At 43.9% G+C, this 19565-nt stretch carries 17 protein-coding genes and 1 pseudogene; 13 read left to right on the forward strand and 5 right to left on the reverse strand.

Translation table 11 applies throughout. The features are described 5' to 3' along the window. A pseudogene (locus FD12_RS04780) lies at positions 1-605 on the forward strand (hypothetical protein); the annotation flags it as partial. 176 nt (positions 606-781) lie between these two features. Here FD12_RS04780 and FD12_RS04785 read toward each other — a convergent pair. The 3 genes from FD12_RS04785 to FD12_RS04795 form a co-directional block, all read right to left on the reverse strand. Further along, positions 782-1627, reverse strand: coding sequence for an aldo/keto reductase (locus FD12_RS04785; RefSeq protein WP_056981981.1), 846 nt, complete (start codon positions 1625-1627; stop codon positions 782-784). Positions 1628-1708: 81 nt separating this feature from the next. Beyond that, positions 1709-3154 (reverse strand): PH domain-containing protein, encoded by a 1446-nt coding sequence (locus FD12_RS04790; protein WP_056981983.1) that lies wholly within the window; start codon positions 3152-3154, stop codon positions 1709-1711. Beyond that, positions 3144-3623 carry a PH domain-containing protein gene (locus FD12_RS04795; RefSeq protein WP_056981985.1) on the reverse strand — a complete coding sequence of 160 codons (480 nt, stop codon included), beginning with the start codon at positions 3621-3623 and terminating at the stop codon, positions 3144-3146. The genes FD12_RS04790 and FD12_RS04795 overlap by 11 nt, the downstream gene beginning before the upstream one ends. A gap of 228 nt (positions 3624-3851) precedes the next feature. Here FD12_RS04795 and FD12_RS04800 point away from each other — a divergent pair, with 228 nt between their 5' ends. The 5 genes from FD12_RS04800 (at position 3852) to FD12_RS04820 (ending at position 9663) form a co-directional block, all read left to right on the forward strand. Then, positions 3852-4991 (forward strand): MFS transporter, encoded by a 1140-nt coding sequence (locus FD12_RS04800; protein WP_054748616.1) that lies wholly within the window; start codon positions 3852-3854, stop codon positions 4989-4991. A 150-nt stretch (positions 4992-5141) separates the two neighbouring features. Further along, on the forward strand, positions 5142-5999 hold the full coding sequence (locus FD12_RS04805) for an aldo/keto reductase (RefSeq protein WP_054748618.1): 858 nt from the start codon (positions 5142-5144) through the stop codon (positions 5997-5999). Between the two features lie 370 nt (positions 6000-6369). Continuing rightward, a complete protein-coding gene (locus FD12_RS04810) occupies positions 6370-7290 on the forward strand; it encodes an ABC transporter ATP-binding protein (protein WP_056982002.1) in 921 nt (306 codons plus the stop codon). Position 7291: 1 nt separating this feature from the next. Further along, the gene (locus tag FD12_RS04815; RefSeq protein WP_056981987.1) at positions 7292-8899 is read left to right on the forward strand and encodes an ABC transporter permease; all 1608 of its coding nucleotides are present in this window, start codon (positions 7292-7294) and stop codon (positions 8897-8899) included. 113 nt (positions 8900-9012) lie between these two features. After that, entirely contained in the window at positions 9013-9663 is a 651-nt protein-coding gene (locus tag FD12_RS04820; RefSeq protein WP_056981991.1) for a TetR/AcrR family transcriptional regulator, read from the forward strand. 300 nt (positions 9664-9963) lie between these two features. On the opposite strand, the gene FD12_RS04825 is transcribed toward FD12_RS04820, so the two are convergent. Then, a complete protein-coding gene (locus tag FD12_RS04825; RefSeq protein ID WP_225427311.1) occupies positions 9964-10584 on the reverse strand; it encodes a LysM peptidoglycan-binding domain-containing protein in 621 nt (206 codons plus the stop codon). A gap of 475 nt (positions 10585-11059) precedes the next feature. Here FD12_RS04825 and FD12_RS04830 point away from each other — a divergent pair, with 475 nt between their 5' ends. The 5 genes from FD12_RS04830 to FD12_RS04850 all read left to right on the forward strand — a co-directional run bounded on the left by FD12_RS04830 (position 11060) and on the right by FD12_RS04850 (position 15507). Then, positions 11060-11704, forward strand: coding sequence for a hypothetical protein (locus FD12_RS04830; protein ID WP_056981994.1), 645 nt, complete (start codon positions 11060-11062; stop codon positions 11702-11704). Positions 11705-11706: 2 nt separating this feature from the next. Then, a complete protein-coding gene (locus FD12_RS04835) occupies positions 11707-12378 on the forward strand; it encodes a Crp/Fnr family transcriptional regulator (RefSeq protein WP_054748584.1) in 672 nt (223 codons plus the stop codon). Between the two features lie 112 nt (positions 12379-12490). Continuing rightward, positions 12491-14098 carry a xylulokinase gene (locus FD12_RS04840; RefSeq protein WP_054748586.1) on the forward strand — a complete coding sequence of 536 codons (1608 nt, stop codon included), beginning with the start codon at positions 12491-12493 and terminating at the stop codon, positions 14096-14098. Between the two features lie 203 nt (positions 14099-14301). Next, positions 14302-15030 (forward strand): L-ribulose-5-phosphate 4-epimerase, encoded by a 729-nt coding sequence (locus FD12_RS04845; protein ID WP_054748588.1) that lies wholly within the window; start codon positions 14302-14304, stop codon positions 15028-15030. A 165-nt stretch (positions 15031-15195) separates the two neighbouring features. Next, entirely contained in the window at positions 15196-15507 is a 312-nt protein-coding gene (locus FD12_RS04850; protein WP_056981996.1) for a hypothetical protein, read from the forward strand. 585 nt (positions 15508-16092) lie between these two features. Here FD12_RS04850 and FD12_RS04855 read toward each other — a convergent pair. Continuing rightward, the gene (locus FD12_RS04855; protein ID WP_054748591.1) at positions 16093-16965 is read right to left on the reverse strand and encodes a hypothetical protein; all 873 of its coding nucleotides are present in this window, start codon (positions 16963-16965) and stop codon (positions 16093-16095) included. 290 nt (positions 16966-17255) lie between these two features. Between FD12_RS04855 and FD12_RS04860 the strand changes: the two genes are divergently transcribed. Then, positions 17256-17996: a glycosyltransferase family 2 protein gene (locus FD12_RS04860; protein WP_054748593.1), complete on the forward strand. Its 741-nt coding sequence runs from the start codon at positions 17256-17258 to the stop codon at positions 17994-17996. A 175-nt stretch (positions 17997-18171) separates the two neighbouring features. Next, positions 18172-19479 (forward strand): D-alanyl-D-alanine carboxypeptidase family protein, encoded by a 1308-nt coding sequence (locus FD12_RS04865; protein ID WP_056981998.1) that lies wholly within the window; start codon positions 18172-18174, stop codon positions 19477-19479. Positions 19480-19565 lie beyond the last annotated feature (86 nt).

The following is a 19565-nucleotide window of genomic DNA, read 5'->3' on the forward strand; positions in this document are numbered from 1 at the left end:
AGCGTTTGTCTCAGTTTTCCTACGCCGCTTTTAGAGATCTCAAACAGTTTCTAAGCTATCATGTGAAAAAGGCCGCTGTGATGCCAGGTTACTATTTAGAGGCATGGCAGGATCTAACTGGAGATATTAACTACAGCAACGCCCGCTTTGAAAAAGTGAAGAAGCCTCCATACATGGCCCCATACAGTGATGGCAACTTCTATCTGGGAACCTCGCCCAAAGAATATCCGGATACGTTTTTAAGCAATCGATTAATGATTAGCTCTGATGGCTACGTTGATTTGTACCAGTATCAAGCAGGAGTTGGTCCGGAAGGCTTTGGGAATAAGCCAATGGGGTCTGCAAAGATTACGAAAACAATCGCCAAGAAAAACGTCCGCTACCTGTATTATCGCCATCATGTGAACGGCTTAAATGACAAACGAGTGAATAAGACTGGCAAATTTCAGTATCGGTTAACAGTTGCTGATAAGGATGATATTAGGACCCAAACAATTTGGGATGACGGCAAGCAGTCGTTTGTTGCAAGAATTTATTATGCTCATTATGACGTTGGCGGCGTCACCTACTATACGGAAGTGGGGGAGAAGCCCTTAGACGATTGATTCACCATCAAGTTCAGTTAAAGCGATCAATAATCATGCTGATTGTGGTAAAAGGTGCATCGTTTCTCAAACTTTTAGTCATCAAAAAAGACGGCACGCGCTCAATCCTAAAATTGGATTGAGAAGCGTGCCGTCTTTTAAGTTATCAAAATAAAGCTGTACAAGTTGATTTAAAATTACCGGATATCCAAAGGTTCTTTAGAAGTCGGCTTTGGGAACTCTGTGTCGATTTTGGCCAATTCATCGTCTGATAACGTCAGGCTTGCGGCCTTCACGTTGTCGACAGCATGTTTTGGATCACCAGACTGAGGGATGGCCAACGTATTGCCGTCTCGGATTGCCCAGGCCAAAATGATTTGCCATGGAGTTGCTTGATGAGCGGCGGCGATTTCTTTGACCACCTTATTCGTGGTTAAACGACCACGCTCATCACCGGCACCAACTGGTGTGTAGGCGATAAATGGGATACCTTGGTCCCGTTGCCATGGCAGTAGGCTATACTCAACCCCACGGCTGCCGATATTGTACAAGTCCTCGTTTGCGGCAACTTCATTACCACCGGGGAGATCTAATAATTCTTCCATATCGGGCAGGTCAAAATTGGAAACACCCCAATGTTTGATCTTGCCCTTTTTCTGCATCGCTTGCAACGTTTCAACAGTTTCGCTCAACGGTACCGCGCCACGCCAGTGATAAAGGTAGAGATCAAAATAATCTGTTCCCACTAATTTTAGGCTGGTGTCCAAACTATGCTCCAGTCGATTTCTGGAAGCGTTAGAAGGGAGCACCTTATCAATAATGAATAAGTTATCCCGGTTCAAATCACGAATAGCTTCGCCAATGAGGCTTTCACTGCGGCCGTTCCCGTACATTTCAGCGGTATCAATGACTTTCGCACCAGCCTCAACGCCGGCCTGAAGCGCTTTGATTTCTTGTGACCGGGTAGAAGGATGATCCCCCATATGCCAGGTACCTAAGCCAATTGCAGGAACCTTGGTGCCACCAATTGTTAACTCTCTCATAAAATAATAGCCTCCTTAAACCTGTTACCAAAATTATACCGCGGAATTGAAAATTATGAAAATAATTATGAAAGCTAATTGCTAATTTTTCAACCAGTCAAAAATTTCTTGAGCGGCTTCTTTTGGCAGGTAGCGAATTTCGATGTTCTGGTTATGATTGCCATGACGGACGTTAACTTCAAGGTGGGCAAGCTTTCTTGCACTCATCCAAATTGATTGATGCAGGCTAAAAGACTGAATATTCTTCTTGGGGATGACGTATTGTGAACGGGTAAATGAGTGACCAACCTGCATGATTAATTGGTCATCCTTGACTGCCCAACCGGTGTTGCTGGCAGAATACCAGCCGAGAAAAATGGCAATTGGCAATAACGCCAGGCTTAACAGTCCCCAAACTGTGAAAAAATATAAGCAGATTACAATTGGGATGGCGGCAAACAGCATGGCATTTCGAATGAAGTACCAATAAGGCGTTTTCTTTAGGCGATTCAGCGGGACGGCTTGCGTGGGCGTCCAGTCAATAAAGGGCTGGAGGGTTTTGAAAACTGTTTGGGAGTTTACAACCGGCAAGATCATCAAATCATTGCTCTTTTCATCATCGCCGGCAGAAGACGCGGCCAATGCTTGAACGGTTGAGATCTTACACCACTGACGGATCACGTTTTGTTTGATGCGCAGGGCCTGGATCCGGTCGGTGGGGATGGTAACGGAATTTCGTTGAAATAAGCCCTGATAAGTTTTCAATTGATTGGTCTGAGCTGTTAACGTAAATTTGTAATAACGCTGGACAATCGATAAATACGAACCGGCGATACTGATCAAAATGATTAAGATGCCAACCACCACGATGATAATAAGTGATTGATGAACAATTTCACTGGTGACTGAATCAATCACTCGTTGCGGAATGGCTTCTTGAATTTTGCCATAGAGGGCAAACAAAACCCCGATCAGGGGCAGAATTCCCAATGAGGTGAGGGCGAAGACGTTAAGCTCATGGGGATTAATGAGGTAAGTGGTCTCTGGTTCAACTGCTTTCAGACTTTCAGTGTCGGTTGAGTCAATCTTTGATTTTTGATTGGGGACGCGCCTGGCCTCAATTTCCGTTCGCACCGATTCAGGCACCAATGGCAGAACAGCCTCGGGGGTCTTATCGTCATGGCCAGCCGTCTCAATTTGGAGCTTTTCCAACTTGAATGGTTTTAAGAAAAACCACTGACTGCGTTGGATGGTTTGAATTCGGCCGTAGGGGATGTGAGTGTGCTTTTTGATAAAAATTCCGGAATTAATTGTCAGCATGTCCGCCGCAATTTCAAACGTGAAACAAAGGTAGCGAACAACGATCAGCATGATGATCAGGACCAGTAGGGCGCCAAACCCCAGAACCGGATTAATATGGAAGTGTTTAAGTAAACCAGTCAGTGGGCCGACCGTTAAGATAACGTAGATGATCCAGTCCCAAACATGATGAAACAAAAAATAGAACATGGACAGCGGGTTCAGGTGGTGCTTGGTTTCAGACGTCATGGTCGTTCACCTCCACCGCCATTTTCATGATTTGGTTGCGGAGTTGGTCGCCAACTTCAGGTTCCAACCCATCGATTTTGTGAGAGGTTGAGGCGGTGGTAATCCGTACTTCCTGGAGCTTTTGCGACTGTAAAATTGGACCGGCAGCCAAAGTGACGTCTTGAACCCGGGCGATGGGGATCGACACTAATTTTCTGAAAATGAATCCAGACCGTAATTCGACGGCATCATCGGTGAGGGTGTACAGCCAAAATGAGTAGCGGTAAGGCACCAAAGTGAGTTCGACGATCAGGTCGATGATTGCAAGGGCTGCGAAGGCGAAAATACCATATGGCAGCCAATTCCAGTTAGTGAACTTGTAGACGATGAAGCCACCAATTGCGATTGCCGCAAGAATTGTGACGTTAATGAAGGCCGAGATGCGCCAGACCGTTTTGATTTTTTGGGGTAAATGATTGGATTCTGTCACGATACTTAACCTCCTGTTAGATATTTGTCAGTCATAGTGTACCAGATGAGTGTGGAATCTTACCAGTCACCGCCTCAAAGTTGCGGTGGATTATGATGGACACGCCAGGACTTATAGCGTTATACTATCTTTTATGTATTATTGCGAAAGGGGGCAATCAACTTGTCAAAAAAGGTTAGAAATGCCATTATTGTGCTTATTTTTGGGAACTTCTTAGTTTGTATTGGGATGAGCCTGATTTTCCCAGTCATGCCATTCATTAAAAACGAATTACATCTGTCTGCGACTGACATGGGAATCATGAATTCACTATTTGCGTTGGCTCAGTTGATTGCTTCGCCAATTGTCGGTCAAATCTCGGATAAGATTGGTCGAAAGCCAATTCTGGTCTATGGACTGCTACTCTATATGGTCTCGGAAGTGTTGTTTGCGCTCACCAACTGGCTTTGGATGTTCGATATTTCACGGACAATCGGTGGCCTGTCAGCAGCAATGGTGGTCCCAACCACCAATGCCTTGGCGGCAGATTTGACGACACCCCGGCAGCGGGCTCGCGTCATTGGGCTACTGTCCGCCGCGTTTAGTGGTGGCTTGATTCTAGGACCCGGGATTGGCGGGATTTTAGCCAAATTTGACTATAAAACGCCATTCTGGTTTGCAGCTATCTTGGGCTTTTTAAGTATGTTGTCGTTACTCTTCATGCTGCCAAGTGAAAAGGAAATCCAAAAAATTGCCAGTAGAAACGACGTGCCGCCTGTGCTGACTGAACGCAAGCGCAGTAAGGCGTCGTGGGAGCAGACTAAGAAATTGTTTTCTGGACCGATGGGCTTATTGTTCATTTTGATCCTGATTTCATCGTTTGGCCTGGTCGGCTTTGAAAGTATCTATAGTCTGTATGTCAATGAAGTCTACAAGTTCACAATGGAAAACATTGCCTTGGTATTGACCCTGAACGGATTGACTTCACTGACTTTCCAGGCGCTGTTATTTGATCGACTGGTGGTTTGGCTAACTGAAAAGCGGCTGATTCGCTACTGTTTCTTCCTATCGTTTGCGGGTACCATCTGGATCATGTTGGCCCACTCCAAATTAGAAGTGATCATCGCCACATTGATCGTCTTTACTGCCTATGATCTGATCCGCCCGGCGATTACGACGTTGTTGACCAAGGCGAGTGCGACGGCGCAAGGACTAATCAACGGAGTCAATATGTCACTCACCAGTGTGGGGAATATTATTGGGCCAATCATGTCTGGGGCATTGCTGGACATGAATTACCACTATCCATATATTGTGGTGACGGTCTTCTTGGTCGCATCATGGCTGATGACGTATAAGGTTAAGCAGAAATTTACAGTGAGTTTGTAAATAATAGAATAATGGAGAGGCTGGGCAAATGGTTTTGTTTTGCTTTCGGCCTCTCTTTTGCTATCCTTGAAGTGGACACAATTAATAGAAACGGAGATGTTATTTTTGGACGGTTTAAATTCAACAATGACGCTGAATAATGGGATTGAGATGCCCCGATTCGGTCTTGGTGTTTGGAAGAGCGATAACCATGCAGCCCGTGATTCGGTTGCTGCAGCGATCCGCAATGGGTATCGGGCAATTGATACCGCCAAACAATATGGCAACGAGCAGGGAACTGGTGCCGGCATTAAGCTGGGACTCAAACAGGCTGGCTTAAAGCGTGAAGATGTCTTTGTGACCACTAAGCTGTTTAATGGTGACCAAGGGAACTACGATAAGGTTTCCAAGGCCTTTGAAGGTCAATTAAAGGACTTGGGATTGGATTACGTGGATCTTTATCTGATGCACTGGCCAGTTGACGCCTACTACCTTGAAAGTTATCAAGCCATGGAAAGGTTGCTCAAGGAAGGCAAAGTGAGAGCAATTGGCGTCTCTAACTTTGATAATGACCGGATGAGCAAGCTGATGGAATCTGCCGACGTGATTCCGGCGATCAACCAGATGGAATTTAATCCAACTAATCAAGAAAGGGATATTCTCAAGTTTGACACCAGCCACAAGATCACGATGACGGCTTGGTCACCATTAGGTGGTGGCAAGTCATTAACCAACCCAGTGATTGAGAAGCTCGCTGATAAATATCATCGCAGTGCAGCCCAGATCATTTTGCGTTGGGAGTGGCAACGAGAGATCATTACGGTGATTAAATCGGTTCACGAAAAGCGCATTATCGAAAATAGTCACATCTTTGACTTCGAATTGAGTGATGAAGACGTTGAAACCATTAATCAATTGGACGAAGGCAAACGTGGCCTATGGTACGACGACTTCAAGTGGCATCGACCAAGTGCCGATATTGGTGATTCTGTTGATCAGTGGGATGACACGGGGAAGCCGCTTTCGTAGAAATGATGGAGACTGCGGCAATCGGCGTTTTGATCCCAGAATTTAAGTGAAAAAAGTAATGCATTCTGGTTTTGGAATGCATTACTTTTTTTGCTTAAATGGCAGGGATCAGCCGTTTGGCGCAGCTTTTATCTAAGTGGCTGCGACGATCTAAGTGAATGATCATCGATTGAAAATTAATATATGTTCCAGTATCTTTTTGTCTCCGAAAGCCGGTATCGCAAGGGATAGCGGTGTTCAAAAAAGTCGAAATTAAAAATGACTGCCTGGTTATTGACTATCCAGTCATTAATGATATACTGAGGGTGATTTTTGAAAGCGAGTCAGAAATGTGGTTCGCTTATCCGCTTAAAAAGGGGCGTGAGGAATGATGAATCACACATTAGTATTGGATGTTAAGGGGTTAAAAAAGTCGTTTGGGAAGTTTGAGGCGCTCAAGGACGTGAATTTAACGCTTCATCCTGGAGAAGTTTTAGGATTTATCGGGCCAAATGGGGCTGGGAAGTCGACCACGATTCGGGTGATTTTAGGATTAATCAAGTCCTCTGGCGGCTCAGCCAAAGTCTTTGGTAAAGATGCCTGGAAAGAATCAGTCACAATTCATAAGGATTTAGCCTATGTTCCTGGGGATGTCTATCTCTGGCCGAACTTGACTGGTGGCCAAACAATTGATCTGTTGCTTCACATGTCCGGACAAACCCACACCGGACGGACTGATGACTTGATCAAAGAGTTTAAGCTTGATACCAGTAAGAAGAATCGAACTTATTCGAAAGGCAACCGGCAAAAGGTCGCCTTAATTGCGGCCTTTTCAACTGACGTGTCATTGTATGTATTTGATGAACCAACTTCTGGGCTGGATCCACTTAATGAATTGATTTTCCAACAGAAAGTTAAGCAGCTCAAAGAATCCGGCAAGAGCGTGCTATTGTCCAGCCACATTCTGTCGGAAGTTGAAAAAATGTGTGACACCATTGCCATTATTCGAGAAGGAAAGGTCATTGAGACCGGCTCGCTTGAATCTATGCAGCACTTGACCCGAAACTCAGTGGCGGTAACCACATCAGAGCCGCTGGTTAAGTTGCAAAACATGCCAGGGGTGTACCAACTGGACTTTAAAAACGATCAGAAAACAACCGCTGAATTTAGCGTTGATTCTGATCAAATCGGAAACGTGATGGCGGCTCTTTCTGCCAACAAAATTTTACAGCTCAAGACAACCCCACCAACTTTGGAAGATCTGTTCTTACGCTATTACCATTCTGATAATGATCAAAAAGTAGGTGAGTAAAATGGCACAGTACACACAGACTTTTGCATTATTGAAAGCAAACTTCAAACGTGATTGGATCAAATTGACGGTCTGGTTGCTGGTGTTAGCGGGGTTATTCGTTGCAGTTGCCGCCAAGTTCGAAGGCATATACGGTAATCAGCAGCAATTGAATACCATTGCCCAAACGTTGCGATCACCTGCAATGAAGGCACTATTTGGACCGTTAACGCACGCTTCGATCAGTACGGCCATTATCTTTGCCACTGAGATGGCCGTCTTTTGGGCGATCTTCATGGTGATTTTTAACTATTCATTGGCAGTTGGCGGGAGCCGAGCTCAGGAGGAATCCGGCCTGACCGAAATGGTCCTTGGTGGGCATCCAGTTGGTCGCTTGGCACCATTGAGCGCCGCAGCTTTAGAACTATTAATCGCTGATGGCATCTTTGCGGTCATCACTGGGATTGGGATGACCTTTGCCAATATGCCGGGTAGCGATAGTAACGGTAACTGGCTGTTTGCGGTTTCGTTGGCGGCGGTTGGCTGGACCTTCGGCATGATTTCGTTGATCTTTTCCCAGCTAGTTGCCGACAGTCACAATGTTTCAATTTATAATTATGTGTTTTTTGGCCTAACTTATCTGGTCCGCATGATGACGGATGTTTCTAATCCTGACAACACTTGGTGGTCCCCATTTGGCTGGATTGAAAAAACTGATATTTATATCAAGAATAATTGGCTCCCAGTTGCATTGTTCTTAATTTTGGGGATCGTGGCATTTGGAATTGCGGTGGCGCTGAACGTTAACCGGGATATCGATGCCGGCATCATTCAAGTCCGTGGCGGCAAGCGGCAGAGTCGGTTTCTACAGGGCCCGGCAACCTTACTATTCTGGAACCAGCGGTCGATTAGTTTGTTTTGGATCATTGGTATGGCGGTTCTGGGTGCCAGTTACGGATCGGTATTTAACAGCATTGGCAAATTGGTGAACGATTCGCCAGTCATTAAAGAAGTGCTTGGCAGTAACGGTGTTCAAGCATTGGAGAAAAATCAAGTCTTGTCGTTTGTCGGCATCCTTGGAATTATTTTCACGGTCCTGGCAGTTATTGGCGGGGCAATGGTCATTAATCACTTGTACACCGAGGAACGGCGCGGCTACCTGCAACTCGTTAATACCACCCCGCATAGTCGTTACTATCTATTAACAACATATGTGCTGTATGGGGTGATCCTGGCAGTAGTGATTTTGTACGCCACCCTGATGACGACAATGGTGGTGGGCAATTCAACCTTGGCGCATTCGCTATCAATCAGGTATTATAATAGAATGTTCGTGGCAATGCTGCCGGTATTGATTCTATTTATGAGTACCCTGGTCTGCTTCATCGGCATCATGCCAAAATTACGGTCAATTGTTTGGATTCTGTTAGGCGGTTCGTTTGTCATTTCTTACTTTGGCCGCTTGATGGATTTACCAAATTGGGCGATGAAAATTTCGCCGTTTTATTGGTTCGATAAAGTGCCAATCCATGAAATTAACGCAGAACCGGTGTGGTGGCTGTTAACCATTGCGTTAGTGTTGATGGTAATCGGCTTTGTCGGTTATCGTCATCGAGACCTTGCGCAGTGACTGATGCAGATTAACGGCATTGATAATTGATCTCGATAGCTTTCAACTGATTTAATGAAATACAATTTGGTTAAGTGTCTGAGTCTTAATCAAGTAAAAAAGAAGGGCAACTCATGGCAAAACGATTACCACGTGATCCTCAAAAAGAGCAGGCAATTTTAACAGCGGCCGTGCAGGAGTTTGGCAAGCAGGGTTATCGCGCCAGCACGGATAAGATCGCTGAAGTGGCCGATGTGTCGAAAGGATCCGTGTTTAGATATTTTGATAATAAGCAACATCTATATTATGCAGCGGTTAAGCAGGCGATAGATACCATTATGGCGGTCGTTGATTTCTCTGTCTGGACTGATTCACAGGATTTGGTCAGTATGATTATTCGGGCGACCAAATATAAAACGGAATTGTCGCACAAGTTTCCATTTGAATTTGAATTGTTAATGCGGGTGTATTCAAACGATTCCTTCGTCCCAAAGCCGATGCGAGACAAAGTGTTTGGGATGTTCCATAAGCTGGAAACGGACTTGATGGACACGATACTGACTTCGACTGTCAGTCAATTGGATATTCGACCGGAATTGAACCAAGAAGATGTTCGTGACTATCTGAAAATGTTTATTGGGTCGATTTCTCAAATGGCGCAGGCGTATTTTGAAAAACACCCGGAAATCACCAAGATGGAAGATATGGGTGAGGTGATTGATCGGGTGAAGGCGTATATGGATATGCTGGAAAATGGGATTAGAGCGCGAAACAAAACGGTTTGACGCGATTGAATAAGAGCATCCATACTTAAAATCCTGGTTTGGGGATTTTAAGTCAGTTGCTCTTATTCATTAAGCGTTAGTTTTGGTGAGCGCGTTTTGTGTATGAGGACTAGGAGGTTGTTAGATGATGTGATTTGCTTTAATACCGGTTGTGGTTGTTCTACCTTATATAGTGGAAACGGGCTCTGACGACCCTGACCCCTCCTGCATAAACAAAAACTACCCAATGATGAACAAAAGGCGTTCATCATTGGGTAGTTTTTGTTTATGCTCCGGGGTCACCCGGGTCTTGTCGCACTCTTATGGCATTACCAAGTCATAATGATTACCCACAATCGCTGTTCCGCGATCATGGACAACGCCTTCACCAAGTGGTGTTTGAACGTGGGTGCCAAATGGAACATCTGAAGGAGCTGCTACAATTAAGTAGCCGTCTGCATCGTAGCCACCATGGTTTGTGGTCCCATCAGCGAATGCAGCACCGGTATAATAGGTCCACTTTTTACCATTTTGGTAAACGACACCCTGTGATTGGAATGCAGCCGGGGTGATCGTTGCACTAGCGGTTGCGTCTGTTGAGGAGCTTGAATTGCTTGATGGGTCATCAGAACTTGCTGAAGTATCTGCAACTGCTGTATCCTTGTGTTCGTTGTGGATTGCGGTTGAAGTCTTCATATTGGTTTTGGAAGAAGTTTTGGCATTGTTGCCAACTTCCAATTTTTGACCAACTAAGATTAGGTCAGCGTCTGACAAATTATTGCGTTTTGTGATTCCATTAACAGTATCGTTGAATTTATCAGCAATATTAGCCACTGTGTCGCCTGATTTAACGGTATAGGTATCGGCATTTGCGACCACGCCGCTTAAGCCGAGAAAGCCGGTAATCACTGATAATGTAAGTAAACTCTTTTTGATAATCATAACCACCTTTGAATTTTCTGTTACGAGAATTGGAGCTGAGTACTTGAAAAGTTCTTCCACGGTTACTAGATGAATAAGAAAGTGTGTTCCGGAACACATGGATTGATGTAAAACGGTACCTTGGAAGGTAATTGATCGTCAAGGTAGATGAACCTGAGTCAATCACGCCGTTTATGATATCAGATCAAAATCCATCGTCAACAGCCCAAGTAAATAAGACAAACATGTGACAATGGATTAGTTTGATAACATTAAAGTTGCGCGGGTATGTTACAAATGGATTAAATTATAAAATCAAGAAAACCCACAAATACCATGTAAAGACTGTGTAAAAGCCGGTAAAATGGGAAAGTCGTCTCAAATAATTGTCAGAGCAGCCTTAAAATTGGGATGAGGGTTAATTTGGGTCGATACTTTGCTTTAATCGGCAACTTCTATGATAATGGGTACTAGGAAAAATAAGGAGCGACCCATAATGGTTAAGCAAGGCAGATTTGCCAAATCAAGTAAATTAAAACAAATCAAACAAATCCGGCGGCGGATGCATCATCCAGCTGGCCGCGTCATCCAACCCGATCAGTTTAAAGAATTTGTACTGGTTAGGTATGGGTTGACGCTGAAGAAAAAGTATCATGATAGTGATAAAGAAACCATGCAACGGTTTTTGATGGAACTGTTAGACGTAGCGGGGACAACCAGCCCTTGGCAACTCAACCGGATTGTGGCTGAGACCTTCCAAAACATCAACGTGCGGGTGCCATACCAATTCTATCAGCGGGTCTTATTGAACTGGGAGCCCTTTGTGCAGTTCTTGAACAAAGAAATTCCGGCTGTCCCATTAAAAAACCGAGTTGGCCTTTTAGGAGCACCGACTGCAGACGACTTAACCGGGATCGTTGCCCGCCAGCTCGCGGCGAATACGTTGCTGGCAACGGGTAATCCTCAGATCATGAAGTTAATGACGCCAGCCCAGATTGATTCACTGGTGGCCAATCTAACCACTGACCATTTAATCAATTGGCAAAAAGTGGCCGAGGTTTTTGAGCCAATGCCGTTTGACACCAGCACCGCCCCGGATAAACCCACCAAAGAGTGGCTCGACCAGTTAAAGGAGTTATAAAAATGGATTTACAGCACGCACTTGAATGTGTCAATTTAGTCCCGTTGTTTCGATCACTGCCACAAGCGCAAAAAGTGGAAGTTGCCAAGTTGATCGTTCAGCACAAATATGCCAAGGGAACAATCATTTATATGGCAGGCGATTCGGTTGGTCACTTTCTAATTTTGGAAGCTGGTCAAATTAAGATCTCCCAAGTTGCGGCCAACGGCAAAGAACAGTTGTTGAAAGTAATGCAGCCAGGGGACTTTGATGGAGAATCCGCGTTATTCAACGGGAATCAAAGAAATGTCACAGCCACGGCGCTGGTGGATTCAAATATTTGCCAAATCGATCAAGGGGCGTTTCAGGACTTGTTAAAAACCAGTTCCCAGTTAGCCGTTAAGTTGCTGGCGATTATGAGCAAGCAGATTAGTGAACTCCAAGAAGAAAAGACCTTGGCCTCAACAACGGATACCACTGGCAAGCTGGCCAAATATTTGTTGGAAACCAGTGCCGCTCTGGGAGATAAAATATTCAAATTACCACTCAAGAAAAAGGATATTGCAACTTATTTGGGAACCACGCCAGAAACAATCAGTCGAATTTTTAAACAGCTGACGACTGACGAAATCATTGAATCATCAGGGTCTACCGTGAAGATTTTGGATGAGGATGCCCTGACTGATTTGGTTTAATTGTGGCCAATTTATTCTACAAATTTCGAAAACAATTGATTTATACGTACGAATATTTTACAATTAGAGAGTAAATGAAAATATTAATGGAGTTACTCTGGAGGATTATATAATGGATGAAAGTCGTGTGCGAGACGAAATTGTAAGCGGAAACATTTCGCTGGGTCTCGAATTAGGTTCTACAAGAATCAAGGCCGTCCTGGTGACAGATGATTTCCAAACAATTGCTTCTGGCGATTACCTTTGGGAAAACGAATTGGATAACGGCATTTGGACTTATCCAATAGACAAGATTTGGGATGGTATCCAAACCAGTTATGCAACTTTGGCATTAGAAGTTCATGACAAGTATGGTTGCGATCTTCAGAAGATCGGTTCAATCGGTGTCAGTGCCATGATGCACGGTTATATGGCATTTGATAAGAATGACGAGTTGTTAGTGCCATTCAGAACTTGGCGGAATAACATTACCGGCCAGGCTGCGGAAGCATTGACCAACTTGTTTGACTTCAATATCCCAGAACGTTGGAGTATTGCCCATCTCTACCAAGCAATCCTGAACAACGAAGGTCACGTTAAGAATGTTGACTTTATGACAACCTTAGCAGGTTATGTGACTTGGAAACTGTCCGGACAAAAGGTTATTGGTGTCGGCGATGCCTCCGGAATGTTCCCAATTGACGAAAAAACCGTTGATTTTAACAAGGACATGCTCAGCAAGTTCAGTGCCCTTCCAGAAGTTCAGAAGTATCCTTGGGAAATTGAAGATATTCTTCCTAAGGTAATGTCAGCTGGTCAAAAAGCCGGTGAACTGACGGATGCCGGTGCCAAATTGCTCGACCAAAGTGGTGAACTTCAAGGCGGTTCATTGATCGCGCCTCCTGAAGGGGATGCTGGTACTGGAATGGTTTCAACCAACAGTGTTAAGAAACGGACTGGAAATATTTCAGCCGGAACTTCTGCATTCTCAATGGTTGTCTTGGACCGGCCAATGAAGGCTGTTCATCGTGATATTGATATGGTGACAACCCCAGATGGTGCACCAGTTGCCATGGTTCACACCAATAACAGTTCATCCGATATCAACGCCTGGGTAGGCTTGTTTGGTGAATTTGCCAAAGCACTTGGATTGCAACTCAAGCCCGATGATTTGTACGGAACATTGTTCGCAGAATCAGTTAAGGGTGATCAAGATGCCGGTGGTTTGGTTAACTTTGCTTATCTTTCAGGTGAAAACATCACCCGGATGCCAGAAGGCCGACCATTGTTTGTCCGTAAGCCAGACAGCAAATTGACGCTTGCCAACTTTATTAAAGAGCAAATTTATTCCGCCTTTGCCCCATTAAAGATTGGGATGGATATCTTGCTTCGGGAAGAACATATCAAGACCAGTGTATTGGTTGCCCAAGGTGGTATTTTCAAGACGCCAGTTGTTGCCCAACAAGTTCTCGCTGATGCCCTGAACACCCCAATTTCCGTAATGGAAAATGCCGGCGAGGGTGGCCCTTGGGGAATGGCAGTCTTGGCACTCTACTGTGTTAACCATAAAGACGGCGAAGCATTGGAAGACTACCTGGAGAACCGGGTCTTCAAAGATTCAACCAAAGCAACGTTGTACCCAGAACCAGCCAGTGTCCAAGGCTACGATAAGTTCATCGACAACTATAAGGCAGCCCTCCCAGTTGAGGAGCAAGCGGTTAAGTCGATGAAAATGAAGTAGTGAGCGGAGCAAAGCGGTTAATAACCGGAACATAAGTCTCCGCAACCAGAAATCCTGGGTTTGGATTTTTGGTTGTGGTGCTTATGTGCAGGCTATTGCTTTGCGGAGCTGTCCTACTCCATATAACCGAGAACAACCCCAATTTCAAACGTAATGTCTTATGTTTCACATCCCAAAGCAAAACACGAAAGGTGATAAACAAAATGCTAGAAGATCTTAAACAAGAAGTATATGAAGCAAACATGAAACTTCCTAAGTTGGATTTGGTAACCTTTACTTGGGGAAATGTTTCAGCAATTGACCGTGACAAAGGTTTATTCGTTATCAAGCCATCAGGGGTTCCTTACGAAGACATGAAGCCTTCAGACATGGTGGTTGTTGATTTGGATGGTAAGGTTGTTGAAGGCGACTTGAATCCTTCAAGCGATACCCCAACTCATACTTATCTCTATAATCATTTCCCAACCATTGGTGGCATTGTTCATACTCATTCACCTTGGGCTGTTTCATTTGCCGCAGCCAAGATGGATATTCCAGCTACTAGCACGACTCATGCCGACACATTCTACGGTGACGTTCCATGTGCCCCAGCTTTGACGAAAAAGCAAATCGAAGAAGCTTATGAGTTGAATACTGGTAAAGTGATCGTTGACGAATTTGAACGTCGCGGAATTGACCCAGATGCCGTTCCAGCAGTGTTAGTTAGTCAACATGGTCCATTTGCCTGGGGCCCAACTGCCGACAAAGCGGTTTATAACGCTAAGGTACTTGAAGTTTCAGCTGAAATTAGCTATCACACATTACAATTAACTCGTGACGAAACCCATGTGCCACAATATCTGTTGGACAAGCATTACTATCGTAAGCATGGTAAGAACGCTTACTATGGTCAAAACAATGCCAAATCTAAGAGCCACGCAGAACACGAATAGAGTGCTGAAAGGAACGCTTTTGGCGCGGTAATATAAGGGCTCGCCCCCAATTATCCAAAATCAGGATAATTGGGGGCGAGCCTTTATATTGTTAAGCGCCAGTTCCTTGAGGCACGTTTTCTACTAAGCCCGGGTTGATCCCGGAGAATAAGATGAGCCCCAGTGATGAACGTTCTTTGTTCATCGTTGGGGCTTTGTTTTATTGAAACACGTATAAAAGTGTGGGGCACTGCAACCGTTGATAATTATGACCCCCGTTACTATAAAGTTAAACACTTCTTCAAGTCTCAAAACTTGAATGAACCTGATGAACGCTTACACTTAATTGACCGTGATTCATTTGACCCGTTAGCGTCAACTGGCTTAACTTTTCAGAGTTCTTATCGGCAATCACGATATGATAGACAATCAGGTTCCTGGTATCAAATTAAGGTTCATTACTATGTTTATCGTGATAAAGAAAATAATGACGCGTAAACAGACCCGCTGTTTGTTAATTAGCGGGTAATCATATTAATTGCTTGTTTAAAATGAAGCTGAGAAGACCGTTTTGCCACTGTTTTTAATCAAGCGTAGTTAAAAATAAGCCCCTAGATGATATTAAGGGGCTGAGTAATCTTTACTTTTCATCAAGATAATTAAGTAATATGGTTGCTGTTTCAAAATTAGCTAACTAACAGTCAATTGCTAGTTGTTAATCAGAGTCAGAAATAAACCACCTAGATAACAATTAGGTGGTTTTGCTGTCTTTATTTAGTTGAGAACGTGAAGTAGCTAAGCCTGTATTTTTAATAGAAGAATGAAAAGAGCCCTTATTTTTGTTAAGGAAAAGATGATTTACGCCACTGTTTTTAATTTAGCATAGATGAGAAAGATATCACCTTTATTTAATTAAGCTTTGACTTCCATTTCTATTTAAATCAGCCATAATAAATTGACGAAATGCTATATTAAATTAAGTCAAGAAAACTAAACGGCTAGATAATAATTAGAAAATGAAAAACGTGCTAAGGACAAAAAAAGAGATTTCCGCAGAAATCTCTCGTAATATATTGTTAAGAATTAATCTCTATTAAAATCAGGTTGAGTTGCTAATTCTTTCAAAGCCGGTTTAGAAACAATCATAATCTTCTTCTTGAAACTAACCGCCTTAGCAGACATTGTTGGACCACTTTTATCACCAAAAATTAGTGGGAAAGAACCTTGAATATATCCTGGTTCAGCGGTTAAATCCTTATATCCCTTAATACTAGGAATTACTATCATACCTGGGCCACCCTTTTCAGTAACTGAAGTATAATATAGTTTCCAATGGTTACTGCTATTAGTCAAATTTTCAGCTTGTTCAACCGTCACCGTGCCGGGCATTTGTTCCAAACTATGTTTTTGTAAGTCGTGCTGTTTGTTGTCAGTAAAGACAGTATGACCATTGGTCATCTTGGCATAATAAACTCCTAACATTGCTCGTTTGTCATATGCTCGATAGTGAATCTTGCCAGTATAACGAATATCAGTACCATACAGCCCGTGAGTTTTACTTGGTTTAGTCCCCGTGGTCGTCTTATTTACTTTCTTCAAGTTGTGATGGTTAATCCAGCCCTTGACACTTCCGGAGCTATTCTTAACATAGTTAACCACTTCAACTTTTCCGCCACTGGTCTTAATTCGAGCATATCGGTTTGAATAAAAGGTCGTGTGCGTATAATTCTTAGCATAATGGACGACTTTATTTAACTTAGCGGACGAATACAAAGCACCCTTGACTGCGTGATAGCTAGTAGTTTTACTTTTTTTGGTTTGAATGACTTTTGCTGACGATTTAGCAAAAACATTATCATTAAAATTGCTGTTATTAGAAACAGAGCCTACCCCTACAAATAAGCCTAAACTTAAACTAGAAAGAACCAAGCCCTTGATAATTTTTCCCCTTATCATAATCCAGAACTTCCCTTCTGATAATCTTAGGTTAATTATAATGTTAAAAGGGGGTTGGAGCAACTATGGCTAGAATGAAAAAGGCGTAACACCGTTGCAACATTGCTGAATGGTGCTCTAATAGGCAATCGACTATCCATAAGACCCGCAGTGAAAAATCAAGCTCTCCGATTGAGGCGACTGGGTGCTTCGGATATTTGCCATGTAGCGCCATATGCGATGACGCTCAAATCCTTGCACATTCTTTCCCAACCGCTTACACTGACCAAAAATAAGTGGAGGCGGTTACCATGACAAATTCTCCGTTAGTGACCATTTCGATCCCAGCTTATAATTTGGGATCTTACTTGAAGAAAACGATGCAGAGTATTTTTAATCAGACCTATCAGAATTTTGAGATTATTTTAGTTGACGACGCGTCCACCGACGACACTGCGACCACTATCTCTGAGCTTGCCAAGCAGGATGAGCGGATTCATCCTCACTATTATGATGAGCATGAAGGGGTCTCGAAGGCGCGTAATTATGCGATTGATCATGCCAACGGGGAAATTATTGTGTTTGTTGACGACGATGATCTACTGGCTTCAAATTATCTTGAAGTCATTGTTGCCGGATTGGCAGATGAGGCCGTCGATATGGCCGCAGTTGGTTATGCCTGGGGATGGCGTGGCGGTGGCAGGTTATCTGCCGATACCAAATTCCAATCCGTTACAAAGCAAGAAGCCTTTGATTCAATCAATTATCGCGGCGCCGAAATTGGTGGATATACTTGGAATAAGGGATTTAGGCTTTCGGTAATTCGTGACCATCAGATTCGGTTCGATGAAACCTTAGAGCTGGCTGAAGACCTCCTGTTTACGGCGGATTATATCGCCGCCTCCCATCGGTTCGTCTATTATGCAGCGCCGTTATACACCAAAGTGAGTCGGGGCAATAGCATTATTCACTCCGCAACAATGGGGATGAGGCGAAAAGAGCAGGTAGTTCGACAGCATATTGATGAAATGAGTCGACATTTACAGCCTTAAAAAGTGGCGGAACAGGTGCATGATTGGCTTGCCAGAAAATGCTGGCGATCTTCAGGACCACTTTTGAGGCTTCTGGGTAAATTTTATTTAAAGATTTTCAATTTAATTTTCCAAATCCTAAAATTTAAGTTAGTATAGTGCCATCTGTAATTTAGAAATTTAGGAGGTACCTGGTTTGCGGAAAGCCACCTCGAAAGTTAAACAAAACCCATTTGTACAAGGCTTAGTCGCAGTAATGGCTGTCATCATTGCTTTTTCAGCGATTGCGGCTCCGTCAGCTCACGCCAAAAAGTTACCGGCATTTCAGGCCAAAGAAGCTTATGTCATGGATGCTAAGACCGGCCAAGTGCTGTATCAGAAAAACGCGGATGCCAAGCGACCGATCGCCAGCTTGTCAAAATTGATGACCCTCTATTTGACCAAGAAGGCAATTGATACGCATAAGATCAAATGGGACCAAAAAGTACCCGTTGACGAAGAATTAATCAAAATGAGTAAGGATCCCACTTTAGGGGGATTTAGAATTAAGCGCTCTGGCGAATTTACCGTTAAGGATTTATACAAAGCGGCCCTGATCGCCTCTTCAAATTCTGCCGCGATTGCCCTTGGAAAATTAGTGGGTGGCGGTAATAACACCCAATTTATTTACATGATGAACCAGCAGGCCCAAAAATGGGGAATCGAAGCAACCTTTGTCAGCAGCTCCGGTCTTGATAACACCGATTTGAAAAAATATCATTACCAAGTACCTCATACGACCAGCAAGGCGCAAAACATGGTCAGCGCCTCCGCCATTTCTCAAGTGGCGGCTAAAGTGCTCGCCGAATTCCCGACAATTACTAAATGGAGTAGCCAGTCAACGATGAAGGTTGGCAAACAATGGTTAGTTAACTCCAACAGCTTGTTGAAGAACAAAGTCTATTACCGAAAAGCGAATCACGTTGATGGGTTGAAGACCGGCTATACAATTAATGCCGGCCTCTGTCTCACGGTTACTTTTTGGCACAATGGCCGTCATTTGATTGCCACCATTATCGATAGTAATTCGGTATTCACGTCGATGGATCGGTTGATTCAACAGATTGATAAAAAATATCAAAAGGTGAATGTAACTGTCAAAGCCCATCAATTTAAGGTTGGCAATCAATCGCTGACGGCAACGCCACAGGAATCACAAACCGCCATTTGGCGACAAAATGCCAACCAAAAGCCCCAATCAGTTAAGTATCGCTTGACCCAAAAGACTGGGCAAGTGACCAAAGGCGACCCCATTGGCTATGCGGAGGTGGGGCTTTCTAATAGTCGTGGGGTGGCAAAAGTGCCGATGATTGCTGCCACGACAATTAAGCCAAACCGGCAGTCGAAACCGGCAAAAAAGACACATCACCAGTCACTTTTAAGCTCGATCGGTAATATGTTGATCGGTATTTTTACGGGGATTTATAAGCTGATGGTGAATTTTGCTAAGTTTATGGCCCGGTAGTCGACTCGGATCATAGGGGCAATTGGGATGCCTGATCCAATTACAGGAGCTACTGGTCTGAGATTGCTGAATGAAGTTCTTGATGA

It is taken from the genome of Lentilactobacillus rapi DSM 19907 = JCM 15042 (assembly GCF_001436255.1).
In the GTDB taxonomy this organism is placed as follows: domain Bacteria; phylum Bacillota; class Bacilli; order Lactobacillales; family Lactobacillaceae; genus Lentilactobacillus; species Lentilactobacillus rapi.